The following is a 15556-nucleotide window of genomic DNA, read 5'->3' on the forward strand; positions in this document are numbered from 1 at the left end:
CACCATGAACGACATCGTCACCCGCTACCTCGACACCTGGAACGCCACCGACGAGGCGACCCTCACCGAGCTGCTGGCGAGCCACTGGTCGGAGAGCCCGGTCTACGTCGACCCGCTCGCCGACGCCGAGGGCCGCGAGGCGATCGGGGCAACCATCCAGGCCGTGCAGGCGCAGTTCCCCGGCTTCGTCTTCTCCCAGGTGGGCAGCGTCGACAGCCACCACCGGCAGACGCGTTTCCAGTGGGGTCTCGGCCCGGCCGGCGAGGAGCCGGTGGTCATCGGGTTCGACGTGGTCGTCGTCGACGCCGACGACCGCATCCAGGACGTACGCGGCTTCCTCGACAAGGTGCCCGCCTGACCGTTCTCTCCATGACCGGCGCCGGCTCGGCGGCGTGTCTCAGCCCTGGCGAACCGTCAGGGCCTGAGACATGCTGCCGAGGTGGCCGTGCTCGTCGTGGAGCACGCTGCTGGTGACCCCGAGACCGCTCGGGCCGAAGGAGACGGCGGCGTCGAAGCCGAGCCAGCCACCGGCGGGCTCGCGTGCGAGATGGGCGGTGAGGTCGAGGTTGGGGAAGGCGACCTCACGAGGGTCGGCCCGCACGGTCATCCCGTTGATGATGTCGAGCAGGCCGGCCGTGCGGGCGAGGGCGCTGACGGGCTCGTCGTCGAGGAGAGCCACGTCGGTGCGCGCCCAGACGACCGCCCGGCCGGGCTCGGCCTGGTCTCGACGCACCTGGGCCGAGGCGATGAAGCCGCCCGGCCACACGGTGGTCGGGTCCCAGGCGGGCACCGCGTCGGGAGCCGGGATCGCAGCGCTCCCGGTGCCGGCGATCGCCTCGGTGTCGCTGCGCTGCATCAGCCACGCTCGCAGCGTCACCACCGTGCGACCGGCATGGGTCAGCGTCGCCTCGACCAGCTCGATCGTCCGCCCCGGCCGCAGCACCCGCACCGAGGTCTCGACCTCCTCCATCGGCACCGTGCCCCAGATGTCGTAGGAGAGCCGGCCGACCGCGAGCCGGTCGTCGCGGCGTACGTCCCGGTCCTGCTCGACCACGTGCACCAGCAGCCCCAGCGCCGGGGCGATGTGCTGCTCGTCGGTGCTCCACGCGCCGCCGACGTGCTCGGTCGGGCGGAAGGACGCTGGTCCCGTGCGTCGGAAGTAGGCCACCGGGTCAGAGGTCGAAGCGGAATCCACGGTTCAGGTTCTACCTCATCCAGGTCGACAGATCCCGTCGAGGATGAACCCGGTTCGCCGGTCGTAGTCGGCCCGAGGAGGCCGGCCGCCGTGCTCGAGCGCGAGGGCGCCGTCGACGGTCAGCGCATGAAGATCGCCGGCGGTGACCTCGTCGGCGAGGACACCGGCGGCGCGCCCTTGCGCGACCAGCTCGGCATGGAAGGCCTCTCCCTCGCGACACAGATCCATGAGTGCCTCTGAGCCGGGGACCTGCCGCAGAAGGACACCGTTGACCGCCGGCGACCGGTATTGGAGATCTCGCAGGGCACCGACGTACGCACGGACCCGTCCGCGGGCGTCCGAGATGGTCCGGGCGTGGCCGATGATCTCCAACAGCTCCTTCGCGGCGACGTCGTCGATGACCGCATCGACCAGCCCCGCGCGCCCGCCGAACCGGTTGAAGATGGTCGCCTTGCTCACCTTCGCTGCCGCAGCCACGTCCTCGAGCGGCGCGGAGAGTCCACGGTCGGCGAACACCTCCGCTGCCGCCACCCGGATCCGGTCGACGTTGCGCCGCGCATCTGAGCGCAGCGTCGACGGTGCACCTGCGTCGGTCATCACTCACCCCCGGTTGCCAGACAACTTGACCAGTCAGGTCAAGTTCTTGCACCATGATAGCGGCAAGAAATTGACCCACCAGGTCAATTTAGGATTCACAGGCGGGAAGGACCCCATGATCATCGTGACCGGAGCGACCGGGACCCTCAACGGACTCACTGTCGAGCACCTCCTGCAGCGGATCCCGGCAGAACAGGTCGGCGTCAGCGTCCGCGACCCGTCTCGCGCGGTCCACCTCGCGCGCCGTGGCGTACGCGTGCGACAGGGAAGCTACGACGACCCGGCAGCCCTGCGGCATTCCTTCGCCGACGCAGAACAGGTGCTCCTGGTCTCCTCCAGCGACATCTCGGCCGACGTCGTCGCTCAGCACCGGAGGGCCATCGACGCCGCCGTCACCGCTGGTGCGCAGCGGATCCTCTACACCAGCACGTTCGGAGCAGGCCTCGACACTCCCTACCCTCCCCTGGCGATACACGCCGCCACCGAGCAGCACCTCGCCGACTCGGGCGTCCCGTGGACCGCTCTTCGCAACGGCTTCTACGGAGACCTGGGGCAGCTGCTCGGCCCATGGCAGAGCACGAGGACGGTCGCCAAGCCGGCCGACGGACCGTTCGCCTGGGTCGATCGTCACGACGCAGCCGAGGCTGCGGCCGCAGTGCTCACCGGCGATGTCACGTTCGACGGCCCCGTCGACCTGATCCCGCCTCAGCCGACCAGCCTGACCGCCTTCGCCGAAGCAGCCTCAGATCTCACCGGACAGCACATCGAGCGCACCGTCGTCGACGACGAGACATGGGTGGCCGACGAGGTCGCGGCCGGCATGCCCGAACCGGCCGCACGCTTCACGCTGTCGATGTTCCAGGCCACCCGGAGCGGACACTTCACCCACGGCGACTCGACGTTGACCCAGCTGCTCGGCCGCGAGCCCCACGACGCCCGAGCGCTGCTCGCCGAGCAGATCGGTCGGTGAGGCCCCCCGCCGCTAACGCGGCATGACTCCGAGCAGCGCAGCGGTGATGACGGTCCGCAACGTGTCAGGCAGGTCCAGATGGAGCGCCCGCAGATCGGGCTCGTCGGCGTAGGCGGCGGAGACGCTGGGTGGCGGCGGGTCGTACGCCGCCAGCGCACCCGCCGAGATCAGGCTCATCACACAAAAGGTCTCGGCGCCGTCGCCCGACTCGGGCAGATGGCGACGTACGAGCTCGACCATCATGGAGACCTTGGCCATCGCCGCGCGCTTGTGGCGCTTGACCATCTCGACCGAGATGTTGTGCTCGAGCACGCCGCCCTGGGCGCCGACGAGATCACAGAGCACCCGCCGCTCGGCCAACGACCGGCCGAGGATCTCGGCGAGCCGACCCGCCCGCACCTCGGGTGACGCAGCCGGGTCGATGCCTTTGTCGAGCTCCGCGGTCAGCTCGTCGAGCCAGGCGCCCAAGAAGTCATCGAGCAGCTCGAGCAGCACCGCCTCGCGCGACTCGAAGTAGCGCAGCACGTTGGACTTGGCCAGCCCCACGCGGCGACTCAGCTCGTTGAGGCTGACCTCGGCCACAGGCATCTCGTCGAGCATCGCCGCGGCCGTGTCCAGGATCGCCCGGCGGCGGATCTCACGCTGCTCGTCGCTTCGCGCTCGTTGGAAGGTCACCCCGTCACCGTACCTTAAAGACCGCCGGTCCCTTGACATCAGACCATCGGTCTCTTAAATTGGGAGCAGTAACAGACCGATGGTTCTTTAGGAGTGGACATGAGTGAGACCTGGACCGAGCAACACATCCCCGACCAGCAGGGCAGGGTCGCGGTCGTGACCGGCGCCAACACCGGACTCGGCTTCGAGACGGCCCGCATGCTCGCCGAGCACGGAGCCCACGTGGTGATGGCCGTACGCGACGCGGAGAAGGGCAAGCAGGCGGCCGCCCGCATCGACGGCGACGTCAGCGTGCAGGTGCTCGACCTGTCCTCCCTGGACTCGATCCGCTCCGCGGCGGCAGACCTGCGCGCCGGCCACCCCCGGATCGACCTCCTGATCAACAACGCCGGCGTGATGTACACCCCGAAGCAGACCACCGCCGACGGATTCGAGATGCAGTTCGGCACCAACCACCTCGGCCATTTCGCCTTCACCGGGCTGCTGCTCGACCAGCTCCTCCCGGTGCCCGGATCCCGGGTCGTCACGGTCAGCAGCGTCGGCCACCGCATCCGCGCCGACATCCACTTCGACGACCTGCAGTGGGAGCGTTCCTACGCTCCCGTCGCCGCGTACGGCCAGGCCAAGCTCGCCAACCTGATGTTCACCTACGAGCTCCAGCGCCGACTCGCGTCGCGCGGCACCACCATCGCGACGGCCGCGCACCCCGGCGTCTCCAACACCGAGCTCGCGCGCAACATGCCGGCCGCACTGCGCCTGCCCTTCACCTGGCTCGCGCCGCTTCTCACCCAGTCACCCGCGATGGGCGCACTCCCCACCCTCCGCGCCGCCACCGACCCCGCCGTCTTCGGCGGTCAGTACTACGGACCCAGCGGCACGGGCGAAGTCCGTGGCCATCCGGAGCTGGTGACCTCGAGCCCCGCCTCGCGCGACATCGCGACCCAGCAACGACTGTGGGCCGTCTCCGAGGAGCTCACCGGCGTACGTTTCCCGCTCGACGACTGAACTCCGTGACACCGATGTCCGCGTCCGGCCGGAGCGAGCCGGCCGCATGCCCCATCAACAGCTTGGGGTGATAGGACCAGGCGAACCAGGGAGCGACGGCGGAGGGGCCGAGCGCACGGTCGAGAACGAGACCGCCTGCGGTCAGCGCCAGTCCCAGCCCTCGTCTGTTGGCCGGGAAACGTCGGATGATGGCAGTGGAGAGCACCATGTAGCCGTACTGCGCCAACGCCCAGGTCGCCACATCGTCGCGCTCGCCGACGCGGCGGTCCGCCCAGGCCACCAGGAAGGGATGCCCGTGCAGAGCGGCGAACGTGAGGTGTTCCTTCTCCCCCTGGCCGGCGCGCTCGTACCATCGGACAGACGCGCGGGTGTTGTTCACATACGCACCTCCGACCAGGTCCGCGGCCATCGCAGCCATGACCATGGTCGAACCTCGACCCACACCTCCGCGCCTCGCCCAGACAGCGGCCCCGACCGTTCCGATGACCGCGGATCCCAGGGCGATCGTCGTATCCGCACGAGTGGCTTCGGGCCCCACCAGATTCGCCCAGCCGCGCCTGACGGATTCTGCCCAGATGCTCATCGATCGCCTCCAGAGACGTTGCAGATCGTCAGGGCTCGGGACATGCTCTGGACGGACAACCCCTCCGAACCCGCGGCTGAGGCCCGCACCCGACGTAACTAGAATCTACACACCCGAAGGAAGGCGGAGACGTGACCGCGATCGCTGACCATGACTCCTACATCGCCGCGGCGCCGGAGGCGTTCCGTCCGGTCCTCAACCGCATCCGGGACCTTCTGCGCGAGGCCCTACCCGACGCGGAGGAGATGATGGCCTACCAGATGCCGGGGTTCCGGATCGGCGACACCGTCGTCGCGAGCTACGCCGCGTTCAGCAAGCAGATCGGGCTCTACCTTCTCGCCCCCGCGATCTCAGCGCACGCCGAAGAGATCGCGGCCGCGGGCCTCAAGGCCAGCAAGACCGGCATCACCTTTCCACCGCGAAAGCCGATCCCGGACGATCTCGTCACCCGACTCGCCCACGCATCCAGCCGGCACGCCGACGACTGATGCCGCGACCCGTGCCTGCTTGAAGACGAGCAGGCGATGGTTGGCCGCATCCGATGCCACCCACCCGGACAAGCGCTGAGGAATGCAAAACCCTTAGGGAGGGGCCGGATCATACGTTTAAGCGGAACATCACAGGCGGAGGTCTGCCCGCATCGCTGGGTGTCCAGTCTCTTTGAACCCTGCCCGCTCGTACATTTCACGTCCGTCGACTGTGGCTAGCAATTCGGCTCGCTCCACCCCACTGGCCTGCGCCCACGCCATCACGGCGTCGAACGCGGCCCGTCCATGACCGCGCCCGCGCGCGTCGGGAGCGGTGCTGACGTTGCTCACCAGTATGTCGCTACCACGAGGGGCCGACGGAGAGGGAGCCGCATCACGGATCGTGCCCAGCGCGCACGAGACCACCCGACCGGCGACTTCCACAACGACGATCCGACAACGCGGATCGTCCAGCCTGTCGGCAAACCACGTACGCGCGTTGCGCTGCCACTCACTCGACTCAGCCAGAACGCTCATGGCAGCGAACATCTCAGCACGTAGCGAGACGACGGTGTCCAGATCTCGCTCTTCAGCTGTGCGGACGATTCGGTTCGAGCTCACGAGGCCTGACGGATCGGCTCGATCGCAGCGACCTGCCCGGCGACACGGTCCTGAGCAATCTCCAGGTCGTACCGCGTCTGCAGGTTGAGCCAGAACTGAGGGTCGATGCCGAAGTATCGCCCCAGACGCAACGCCGTGTCGGCAGTGATGGCGCGCTTGCCGTGGACGATCTCGTTGATCCGCCTTGGCGGCACACCGATCGACACCGCCAACTTGTTCTGCGTGATGCCGAACCCGGCGATGAAGTCCTCCATCAGGACCTCCCCCGGATGGATCGGCGGGTAGAGCTTCTCAGACATCATCCCTCCTCAGTGATAGTCCACGATCTCGACGTCTTCAGCGCCAGCACCTGTCCAACGGAAGCAGATCCGCCATTGGTCGTTGATGCGGATGCGGTGTTGTCCAGACCGGTCTCCCTTGAGCGCTTCCAGGCGATTGCCGGGCGGAACCCGCAGCGCCTCCAGCACCGTGGCAGCGTCCAGCAGGTGCAGCTTCCTGTTCGCTGTCTTGTGGATTCGCGGATCAAGTCGCTTCGCCGGTTCGCGACGCCATACGCGCTCGGTGTCGCGGTCAGCGAAGGATCTGATCACAAGGCCAGAATATAACGCAGAGCGTCAATAACGCTAGACGTTAAACCGGAACTCCACGACGTCACCGTCGGCCATGACGTAGTCCTTGCCCTCCATGCGCACCTTGCCGAGGTCGCGGGCCTTGTTGACGGAGCCGGCGGCGATGAGGTCGTCGTAGGAGACGATCTCGGCCTTGATGAAGCCCTTCTGGAAGTCGGTGTGGATGACACCGGCGGCCTCGGGGGCGGTGGCGCCCTGGGGGATCTCCCAGGCGCGGACCTCCTTGGGGCCGGCCGTCAGGTAGGTCTGCAGGCCGAGGGTGTCGAAGCCGACGCGGGCGAGGATGTCGAGGCCGGGCTCGTCGACGCCGGCGTCGGCGAGGAACTCGCGGGCCTCGTCCTCGTCGAGCTCGACGAGCTCGGCCTCGAACTTGGCGTCGAGGAAGATCGCCTCGGCGGGAGCGACCAGCTCGCGCATCTGCGTCTTCAGCGCCTCGTCGGCGAGCTCGTCGGAGTCGCAGTTGAACACGAAGATGTAGGGCTTGGCGGTGAGCAGCATCAGCTCGCGGATCAGCGCCCGGTCGATCGTGGTGGCGATGATCGGGGTGCCGGCCTCGAGGGCCTCCTTGACCTCCTGCGCGGCGGCGAGGTTGGCCTTGAGGTCGGGCTGCTTGCGCGACTCCTTCTCCAGCCGCGGGATCGCCTTCTCGACCGTCTCGAGGTCGGCGAGGATCAGCTCGGTCTGGATGGTGGAGATGTCGTTGGCCGGCTCGACCTCGCCGTCGACGTGAGTGACGTCGTCGTCGCGGAAGACGCGGGTGACCTGGCAGATCGCGTCGGACTCACGGATGTGGGAGAGGAACTTGTTGCCCAGACCCTCGCCCTGCGAGGCGCCGCGCACGATGCCGGCGATGTCGACGAACTGCACCGTGGCCGGCAGCAGCTTCTGGGATCCGTAGATCTTCGCCAGCTCCGGCAGCCTCTCGTCGGGGACCCCGACGACACCGACGTTGGGCTCGATCGTGGCGAACGGGTAGTTCGCCGCGAGAACGTCATTCTTGGTCAGTGCGTTGAAGAGGGTCGACTTGCCCGCGTTGGGAAGTCCCACGATGCCGATGGTGAGTGCCACGATCGACAATCCTAGAGTCGTACGCCGCCATCCCCCGAAACGCGGACGGATCTGCGCCGGGCCAGGCAGACTCCGGGTTGTGAGCGAACTTCCCGACACCGATCTTCCCGGCACCGGTCTCCCGGCAGGATTCCGCTTCGGCGCCAGCACGGCCGCCTATCAGATCGAGGGGGCGGCCGACGAGGACGGTCGTGGGCCGTCGGTGTGGGACACGTTCTGCGCCGAACTCGGCCGGATCATCGACCACAGCAGCGGCGCCGTGGCCTGCGACCACTACCACCGGCTCGAGGACGACATCGCGCTCATGGCGCGGCTCGGGCTCGATGCGTACCGCTTCTCGATCTCGTGGTCGCGAGTGCTGCCCACCGGCGCGGGCGAGATCAACCAGCAGGGCCTCGACTTCTACGACCGGCTCGTCGACGGGCTGCTCGAGCGCGGCATCGAGCCGATGGCGACCCTGTTCCACTGGGACACGCCGCAGGCGCTGCAGGACGCTCACGGAGGCTGGCTGGGCCGCGAGACGGCGCAGGGGTTCGGGGACTACGCAGCCGTGGTGGCCGAACGCCTGGCCGACCGCGTCGCCCACTGGTGCCCGGTCAACGAACCCAACGTGGTGACGGTCTTCGGCCACGCGCTCGGCATCCACGCCCCGGGCCAGAGCCTGGTCTTCGATGCGCTGCCGGCTGGTCATCATCTGCTGCTCGGCCACGGCCTGGCCGTGCAGGCGCTGCGCGCCGCGGGCGCGACCAGCATCGGCACCGCGACCAACCACATGCCGGTGTGGCCGGCGACCTCGGCGGAGGAAGACGTCGCGACCGCGGGGCTGCTGGACACGCTGTGGAACCACTCGTTCGCCGACCCGATCCTGCTCGGCCGCTATCCCGACGACCTGGCGCCGCTGTTCCCGGCCCAGGACGGCGACCTCGAGACGATCAGCGCCCCGCTCGACTTCTACGGGCTCAACTACTACAACCCGACCGCCGCGGCCGCCGCACCCGAGGGCGCGGCGAACCCGATCGAGCAGCCCCCGATCACCGGCTACCCGACCACCGACTTCGGCTGGCCGGTCGTTACCGACGGCCTCCACGAGCTGCTCACCGCGCTCCACCGGCGCTATCCGGAGCACCCGCCGTTCGTCATCACCGAGAACGGCGCCTCCTACAACACCTCCCCTGACGGCGACGGCGACGGCGACCGCATCGCCTACCTCGACCTCCACCTGCGCCAGATCGAGCGCGCGGTCGCCGACGGCATCGACGTCACCGGCTACTGCTGCTGGTCGCTGATGGACAACTTCGAGTGGGCCGAGGGCTACACCCAGCGGTTCGGACTGGTGCACGTCGACTACGACACCCTCGTCCGCACCCCGCGGGAGTCGTTCGACTGGTATGCCGCCGTAATCGCCGGGCACAAGATCCGACGGTAAAGACCGCGCACCCTCTAGGCTCGCGCCCGTGAGCGACCCCGACACTCCGCAGCGACTTCGCGAACCCGCCCATCAGGTCTCCGAGCGAGCACCGGCCTACTGGCGTGTGGAGGAGGCGATCGGCGCCGTCATCTGGCTGGCGCTCGCCGTCGGCGCGGTGGTCGCGGCGATCCTGATCCCCGAAGGTTTCTGGACCTGGATCCTCTGGATCGCGGCCGTCTTCTTCGTCCTGGCCCCCGTGCCGGGCCTGACCTTCGTGCCCACGATCCGCTTCCGGATCCACCGGTGGGAGATCAGCGACATCGCCGTCCACGTACGCCACGGGTGGCTGACCGTCGTCGACGAGATCGTGCCGCTCTCCCGGGTGCAGACGGTCGACTCGACCCAGGGGCCGCTGATGCGGCACTTCGGGCTGCGTACGGTCACGGTGTCGACGGCCTCCTCGGCAGGCACCGTGGAGATCGCGTGCCTCGACGACGCGCTCGCGCTCGAGGTGGTCGCGAAGCTGGTGGCGATCACCGCCGCGACTCCCGAGGATGCGACGTGAGCGGCACTGAGGAACCCGGGCTCCCCGAGATCCCCGAAGCTCCCGGTCCCTCCGACCCTCCCGGCCCTCCCGCCCCTCCCGACACGGAGTGGCAGCGGCTGGCCGGGTGGACCGCCGTCGTCAGCCCGATCTCGACGCTGCGCCAGGCGATCATCCCCGCCGCCGTCGGTGCGTTCGGTGCCGGGCAGGCCAGCGTGTTCATCGGTCTCGCGGTCGCGGTCGGCATCGCCGTCGTCGCGGCCGTCGTCGGCCTGATCCCCTGGCTGACCACGACCTATCGCGTCACCTCGAGCCATCTGGAGGTACGCCGCGGCCTCCTCAACCGCACCACGCTGACCGCGCGCCTCGACCGGGTGCGCAGCGTCGACCTCAGCTCCACACTCGTCCACCGCGTGCTGGGCGTCACCAAGGTCAACGTCGGCACCGGGGTCGATGAAGGCCAGATCACCCTCGACTCGCTCGACAAGGAGGCCGCCGCCCGGCTGCGGCGCGAACTGCTGCACGCAGCGCCGACCCCCACCGCTCCGTCGGCGGCTTCGACCCCGTCCGCAGAGGCTCCGACCGAGCCCGCCGCCGACGGCGAAGCCCCGGTCGCCCCGACCGCCGGCGCCCCCGAGGGCGAGGTCATCGCCAAGCTCGACTGGTCCTGGATCAAGTACGCCCCGCTCAACCTGAAGAACCTGGCGATCGCGCTCGGTGGTCTCGCGGCCCTCTTCGGCGCCCTCTCCGACGCCATCCCGTGGGAGAAGATCGGCCTCCGCATCCACGACGGGGAGATCAACGGGCGCCCGATCGACTCGATCCTCCACATGCTGCTGATCGCGATCCCCATCGCTCTGGTCGTCGCGGTGCTGGTGTGGGCGGTCGGCTCGTGCGTGGGCTACGCCGTGCGCTGGTGGGACCTGCAGCTCGTGCGTGAGCAGGGGCGCGAGGGCACGACGCTGCGACGCAGCTTCGGACTGACCAGCACCCGCGCAACGACCGTCGAGGAGGCCAAGGTGCGGGGCGCCACCTCCACGATCGGCCCGCTGATCGCGCTGGCGGGCGGTGCCGACCTCAACCTGCTCACCACCGGGCTCGACGACAACTCCCCCGCCGTGCTGCCGACGGCACCAGAGGCCGTGGTCTCCGCCGTCGGCAGGGACATCCTCCGCGAGGACGCCTTCTCGGCACCGCTGACCGGCCACGGTCCACGCCCACGACGGCGCTACTGGTTCCGCGCGGTGGTCGCCACCGCGGTCTGGACCGCCATCGCCATGGTGCCGACCGTGCTGATCGGCGTCTTCGGCGACACCTGGGTCTGGTGGATCCCGGTCGTCATGCTGGTGGTCTCGCTCGCCCTGACCTTCCTCGGTGCCGAGCTGCGCCACCGTCACCTGGGACACGCGCTCACCGAGCGCTACCTGGTGGTGCGCTCGGGCTCCTACACCGCCGCGCGCACGGCGCTGCAGACCGACGGCATCATCGGCTGGCGGGTCAAGCAGACGATCTTCGACCGTCGCATCGGCCTCGCCCAGCTCACCGCGATGACCGCCGCCGGCCACGAGTACGTCGCCGTGCCGGACGTGCCGCTCGAGACGGCCGTCGCGCTGGCGGCGGCCGCCACGCCGCGTACGGTCTCGGGGTTCGTCGCGGGCTGAACCTCAGCGCGAGAGGGCGCCGACCCGCCCGCCCGCGCCCGCGGCCCAGCAGCTGCCGTGCACGCAGTCGATGACGTGGAAGCGGGTCTGGGCGGCACCGAAGGGTGCCCAGGTGCGGCCGTTGTCGTGGGTGATGTCGCTGCCGTTGGGGCCGACGGCGATCGCGGTGCGGCCGCGGACCCAGGCGACGGCTTCACGGAATCCGCCCAGGTCAGAGGTGGAGTTGGTCCACGTGTGGCCGCCATCGGCGGAGTAGGCGGCGCGGTCGACGCCGTCGTCCTCGAGGCCGAAGTCGCCACCGACCGCGATCCCCTGGACCGGGTTGCGGAAGCCAAGCCCGAAGACGCCGCCGGCCTCGCCGGGCGCGATCGTGGAGTCGGCCGACGACCAGGTGCGGCCGCCGTCGTGGGTGGCGTAGACGTTGGCGGCGGTGCCTCCGCCGCCGAGCCAGGCGCTGCGGGCACCCGAGGTGACCAGGCACGACCCGCTGGCGGAGAAGGCGACCTCACCGGGCGCCTCCAGGCCGCGGGTGTCGGCGACGTGCCAGCTGTCGCCACCGTCGTCGGTGGCGATGATGCGCCACTCGCCGTCGACCGGGTCGCTCATCGCGATCCCGCGCTCGCCGCCGGGCCAGAAGTCGACGCAGTTGTAGAACGCCGCGGGCTCCGTGGAGCGGAACGTCTCGGTCCAGGTCGCGCCACCGTCGTCGGTCTTGTAGATCCGGCTCGCCTCGCCCTCGCCGATCGAGAGCACCACGGCCTCCTCGGCCGAGCGCGCCTCGACGTCGCGGAAGAGCAGCTCCTCGGATCCGGGCGGCGAGACGTCCTGCCAGGAGGCACCGGCGTCGGTCGTACGGAAGATCCCGCCGCCGTCGCCACCGACCCATGCGGTCGTGGCATCGACCGCGTCCAGCGCCCGGAAGCCCTGCTCGGTGTCGACGTCGACCGGCGTCCAGTCGTACGCCGCTCCTGCCTGCGCCGCAGGCGTGAACGAGAGCGTGGTGAGAGTGAGAGCGGCCGCCGCGACGGCTCCGACAACGATGCGCACGAGGTCACTGTGGCCCTGGCGGGGGGCGTGCTGTCCACCGGTTCCGCGTTTTCCTTCCGCGACCGATGGGTAACCCCTAGAGTGAATCGCCGTCCCACATACCCGTGGGGACACACCGGGGAGGTTGTCATGGTCGCAGTCACGCTCACCACAGGCAGGAAGCTCGCTGTCGCGGCAGCGAGCCTGGCGGTCGCAGCGACGGTCGCGGTGCCCCTCACCGGGAGCCAGGCGGCCGCGGGCCCGGCCGGCTCGGTGGTGGCCAAGAACCCGAACCAGCACGGCCAGATCACCTCGCTGATGCGACACATGTCGCTCGAGCAGAAGGTCGGCCAGCTCTTCGTGATCGAGGTCTACGGGCGCGACGCCAACAACGTCAGCGATGCCGCGAAGGCAGGCAACCAGAAGCTCTACGGCGTCGATACCCCGGCGCAGGCGATCGACAAGTACCAGCCCGGCGGGGTCATCTACTTCACCACCCGCGGCCCGGACAACATCGGCGACCCGGCCCAGGTCGCCACCCTCTCCAACGGCCTCCAGGACGCCGCGCTCGAGCAGCGTCCCAAGATCCCGCTCAACATCGCCGTCGACCAGGAGGGCGGCGCGCTCGTGGCCCGCTTCGGGCCCGCGAGCCGCGCGACCCAGATGCCCGGCCAGATGGCGCTGGGAGCCGACGGCTCGACCGCCGACGCCGCCCGCTCCGCCGAGGTGATCGGCTCCGAGCTCGACGCCGTCGGCATCACCCAGGACTACGCGCCCGTGGCCGACGTCAACCTCAACCCGAACAACCCGGTGATCGGGATCCGCTCGGCCGGTGCCGACTCCGCGGCGGTCTCCGACATCGTCGCCGCCGAGGTCGGCGGGTTCGACGACGGTGGCATCTCCTCGATCGCCAAGCACTTCCCCGGCCACGGCGACACCGGCACCGACAGCCATTACGGCCTGCCCGAGGTGACCCACACCCGCGAGCAGCTCGAGCAGATCGACCTGCCGCCGTTCAGGGCAGCGATCGACGCCGGCATCGACGCGATCATGACCGCCCATGTGACCGTGCCCGCGATCGACCCCAGCGGCGAGCCGGCGACCATGTCGGAGCCGATCCTCACCGGTCTGCTGCGCGAGGAGCTCGGCTTCGACGGCCTGATCGTGACCGACGCGCTCGACATGCAGGGCGCCTCGGCGACCTACCCGCCCGACGTCGCTCCGGTGGAGGCGTTCACCGCCGGCGCCGACCAGCTGCTCATCCCGCCGGAGATGGACACCGCGTACGCCTCGGTCCTCGAGGCCGTCAAGGACGGCACCATCTCCCGCAAGCGGCTCGACGCGTCGGTCTACCGGATCATCAAGCACAAGCTCGACAACGAGATCTTCAAGGATCCCTACGTCAACCCGGCCACCGCTCCGGCCGTCTTCGACAACCCGCAGCACAAGGCCGATGCCCAGGAGATCACCGACCGCACCACCACGCTGGTCAAGAACGACGACGATCTGCTCCCGCTGACGCCCGGCGCCGCGAACGTGCTGGTCGCGGGTTGGGGTGCCGGCACCACCGCAGGCATCGCCGCCGGTCTCCAGAAGCGTGGCGCGACCACCCAGGTGCTCGAGTCGGGCACCACCCCCACCGATGCCGAGATCGATGCCGCGGTGCAGGCCGCCGAGGGCAAGGACCTCGTCGTCGTGCCGACCAACAACGCCTGGCAGGTCGACGCGGCCACCGGCGAGCCGACCGCGGGGGCCGTTGCCCAGACCAAGCTGGTCAAGGCGCTGCTCGCCACCGACACCCCTGTCGTGGTGGCCGCGATGCGCAACCCCTACGACGTCGCCTCGTTCCCCGAGGCCGCGACGGTGCTCGACACCTACGGCTACACCTCCCACCAGCTGGAGTCGCTGGTCAAGGTGCTCTACGGCGAGGTGAACCCGAGCGGCAAGCTGCCGGTCGAGATCCCCGACCTCTACCCGCTCGGCCACGGGCTCTCCTACTAGGTCGCAGGCTCAGGGCGCCGGCCAGATCACCTTGCCGTCCTCGCCGACCACCGCGTCGGCGTAGGACGTGTCGAACCACGACGCCGCCTGCTCCGGCGTGACCTTCTGCCCGGCGTACGTCGAGACGACCCCGGCGAGGGCGGCGACGTTGTCGGGGTCGACCGACCCGAACTTCCCCGGCAGCGGGTTGTCGGCGCCGACCTCGACCTCGGTGCGCCAGATGGCGGTCTCGTGCTTCTCGTCGGACTCGGCTCCGGCGCGGTCGTGCTGGAGGTCGATGCACTCCTCGACGTGCTCGTCGGCAGCGCAGTAGCGGTAGGCCTTGAAGACGGCGCGCAGGAAGTCCTGCACGGCGGTGGGGTGCTTCTTCGCCCACGCCGGGTTGACCGAGTGGGCGCCGAGCGAGCCCGGCACGTCGAAGTCGGTCGGCTCCCAGACCTTCACGTCCTCACCGGCCTCCTCGAGCTGGTTTGGCTCGTTGGAGACGAACCCGACCAGCGCGTCGACCTGGCCGCGGGGCAGCACGCCGGGGTCGTAGCCGACCTTGACCTGCTTGACCTTCTTCATGTCGACACCGGCCTCGGCGAGCATCGCCTGCACACCGACGGGCACCCACCCCTTGTGGCCGAGCGTCTTGCCCTCGAGATCCTTGAGGTCGGTGATGTCGGTGCCGGTCATCAGCACGTCGAGGCCGGCGTTGGAGTAGGACGAGACACCGAGCACGTCGAGCCCGCTGGCGTTCGACGTCATGATGTCCTGCTCCGAGAGCGGCCCGACCTGCACCTTCCCGGCGGCGATCAGCTTGGCGTTCTGGGAGACGTCGCCCGACCCGGGCTGGAGCTCGACGTCGAGGCACAGGTCGTTGAAGTAGCCCAGCTGGTCAGCGGCGATGACCTCCAGGATCGAGGCGGACGCCTGCCAGTAATAGCCCGACATGTAGGTGATCTTCCCGGCGTCCTGGTTCTTCTCGCAGCGGCCGGCCGAGGCGGCGCTGCCCTTCTCCCCGGGCTCGTCCGAGGACCCGCAGGCGGCCAGCGCGACGAGGAGGACCGTCGAGGTGAGGACAGCAGTGATCGCGCGCAGGCGAGGCATCGAGAGCTCCTTGG

General features: G+C 69.5%; 18 protein-coding genes. 8 read left to right on the forward strand and 10 right to left on the reverse strand.

Annotated elements, in window-relative coordinates; all coding sequences use genetic code 11:
* Positions 1-4 precede the first annotated feature (4 nt).
* On the forward strand, positions 5-358 hold the full coding sequence (locus FB381_RS18380) for a nuclear transport factor 2 family protein (protein ID WP_141781617.1): 354 nt from the start codon (positions 5-7) through the stop codon (positions 356-358).
* A gap of 39 nt (positions 359-397) precedes the next feature.
* On the opposite strand, the gene FB381_RS18385 is transcribed toward FB381_RS18380, so the two are convergent.
* Entirely contained in the window at positions 398-1195 is a 798-nt protein-coding gene (locus tag FB381_RS18385) for a thioesterase family protein (protein WP_246088186.1), read from the reverse strand.
* A gap of 15 nt (positions 1196-1210) precedes the next feature.
* Positions 1211-1792 carry a TetR/AcrR family transcriptional regulator gene (locus tag FB381_RS18390; protein WP_141781618.1) on the reverse strand — a complete coding sequence of 194 codons (582 nt, stop codon included), beginning with the start codon at positions 1790-1792 and terminating at the stop codon, positions 1211-1213.
* Positions 1793-1907: 115 nt separating this feature from the next.
* On the opposite strand from FB381_RS18390, the gene FB381_RS18395 reads away from it, so the two are divergent.
* Positions 1908-2762, forward strand: coding sequence for an NAD(P)H-binding protein (locus tag FB381_RS18395; RefSeq protein ID WP_141781619.1), 855 nt, complete (start codon positions 1908-1910; stop codon positions 2760-2762).
* Between the two features lie 12 nt (positions 2763-2774).
* On the opposite strand, the gene FB381_RS18400 is transcribed toward FB381_RS18395, so the two are convergent.
* Positions 2775-3437, reverse strand: a complete 663-nt coding sequence (locus tag FB381_RS18400; protein WP_141781620.1) for a TetR/AcrR family transcriptional regulator — start codon at positions 3435-3437, stop codon at positions 2775-2777.
* A gap of 99 nt (positions 3438-3536) precedes the next feature.
* Between FB381_RS18400 and FB381_RS18405 the strand changes: the two genes are divergently transcribed.
* On the forward strand, positions 3537-4442 hold the full coding sequence (locus FB381_RS18405; RefSeq protein ID WP_141781621.1) for an SDR family NAD(P)-dependent oxidoreductase: 906 nt from the start codon (positions 3537-3539) through the stop codon (positions 4440-4442).
* Here the strand turns inward: FB381_RS18405 and FB381_RS18410 are convergent.
* Positions 4411-4866 (reverse strand): hypothetical protein, encoded by a 456-nt coding sequence (locus FB381_RS18410; protein ID WP_141781622.1) that lies wholly within the window; start codon positions 4864-4866, stop codon positions 4411-4413. The genes FB381_RS18405 and FB381_RS18410 overlap by 32 nt on opposite strands.
* Before the next feature lie 290 nt (positions 4867-5156).
* Between FB381_RS18410 and FB381_RS18415 the strand changes: the two genes are divergently transcribed.
* Positions 5157-5513: an iron chaperone gene (locus FB381_RS18415; RefSeq protein ID WP_141781623.1), complete on the forward strand. Its 357-nt coding sequence runs from the start codon at positions 5157-5159 to the stop codon at positions 5511-5513.
* A gap of 129 nt (positions 5514-5642) precedes the next feature.
* Here FB381_RS18415 and FB381_RS18420 read toward each other — a convergent pair whose 3' ends face one another.
* From FB381_RS18420 to ychF, 4 genes are all read right to left on the reverse strand, one after another.
* Positions 5643-6029, reverse strand: coding sequence for a GNAT family N-acetyltransferase (locus FB381_RS18420; RefSeq protein WP_342778426.1), 387 nt, complete (start codon positions 6027-6029; stop codon positions 5643-5645).
* Between the two features lie 80 nt (positions 6030-6109).
* The gene (locus tag FB381_RS18425) at positions 6110-6415 is read right to left on the reverse strand and encodes a HigA family addiction module antitoxin (protein ID WP_246088188.1); all 306 of its coding nucleotides are present in this window, start codon (positions 6413-6415) and stop codon (positions 6110-6112) included.
* 6 nt (positions 6416-6421) lie between these two features.
* The gene (locus tag FB381_RS18430; RefSeq protein WP_141781625.1) at positions 6422-6703 is read right to left on the reverse strand and encodes a type II toxin-antitoxin system RelE/ParE family toxin; all 282 of its coding nucleotides are present in this window, start codon (positions 6701-6703) and stop codon (positions 6422-6424) included.
* Positions 6704-6736: 33 nt separating this feature from the next.
* Positions 6737-7810: a redox-regulated ATPase YchF gene (gene ychF, locus FB381_RS18435; RefSeq protein ID WP_141781626.1), complete on the reverse strand. Its 1074-nt coding sequence runs from the start codon at positions 7808-7810 to the stop codon at positions 6737-6739.
* Between the two features lie 79 nt (positions 7811-7889).
* Here ychF and FB381_RS18440 point away from each other — a divergent pair, with 79 nt between their 5' ends.
* From FB381_RS18440 to FB381_RS18450, 3 genes are read left to right on the forward strand one after another with little or no spacing between them, the layout of a single operon-like run.
* Positions 7890-9236: a GH1 family beta-glucosidase gene (locus FB381_RS18440; protein ID WP_246088189.1), complete on the forward strand. Its 1347-nt coding sequence runs from the start codon at positions 7890-7892 to the stop codon at positions 9234-9236.
* Between the two features lie 28 nt (positions 9237-9264).
* Positions 9265-9783 (forward strand): PH domain-containing protein, encoded by a 519-nt coding sequence (locus FB381_RS18445; protein ID WP_141781627.1) that lies wholly within the window; start codon positions 9265-9267, stop codon positions 9781-9783.
* Entirely contained in the window at positions 9780-11423 is a 1644-nt protein-coding gene (locus FB381_RS18450; RefSeq protein WP_170225222.1) for a PH domain-containing protein, read from the forward strand. Before FB381_RS18445 ends, FB381_RS18450 begins: the two co-directional genes overlap by 4 nt.
* Positions 11424-11426: 3 nt before the next feature.
* Here the strand turns inward: FB381_RS18450 and FB381_RS18455 are convergent, their stop codons facing one another.
* The gene (locus FB381_RS18455) at positions 11427-12470 is read right to left on the reverse strand and encodes a WD40/YVTN/BNR-like repeat-containing protein (RefSeq protein ID WP_141781629.1); all 1044 of its coding nucleotides are present in this window, start codon (positions 12468-12470) and stop codon (positions 11427-11429) included.
* Between the two features lie 129 nt (positions 12471-12599).
* Between FB381_RS18455 and FB381_RS18460 the strand changes: the two genes are divergently transcribed.
* The gene (locus FB381_RS18460; protein ID WP_141781630.1) at positions 12600-14450 is read left to right on the forward strand and encodes a glycoside hydrolase family 3 protein; all 1851 of its coding nucleotides are present in this window, start codon (positions 12600-12602) and stop codon (positions 14448-14450) included.
* A gap of 9 nt (positions 14451-14459) precedes the next feature.
* On the opposite strand, the gene FB381_RS18465 is transcribed toward FB381_RS18460, so the two are convergent.
* The gene (locus FB381_RS18465) at positions 14460-15542 is read right to left on the reverse strand and encodes an ABC transporter substrate-binding protein (RefSeq protein WP_141781631.1); all 1083 of its coding nucleotides are present in this window, start codon (positions 15540-15542) and stop codon (positions 14460-14462) included.
* Positions 15543-15556: the final 14 nt, after the last annotated feature.

The sequence above is a fragment of the Nocardioides albertanoniae genome, from assembly GCF_006716315.1.
GTDB classification, from domain to species: domain Bacteria; phylum Actinomycetota; class Actinomycetes; order Propionibacteriales; family Nocardioidaceae; genus Nocardioides; species Nocardioides albertanoniae.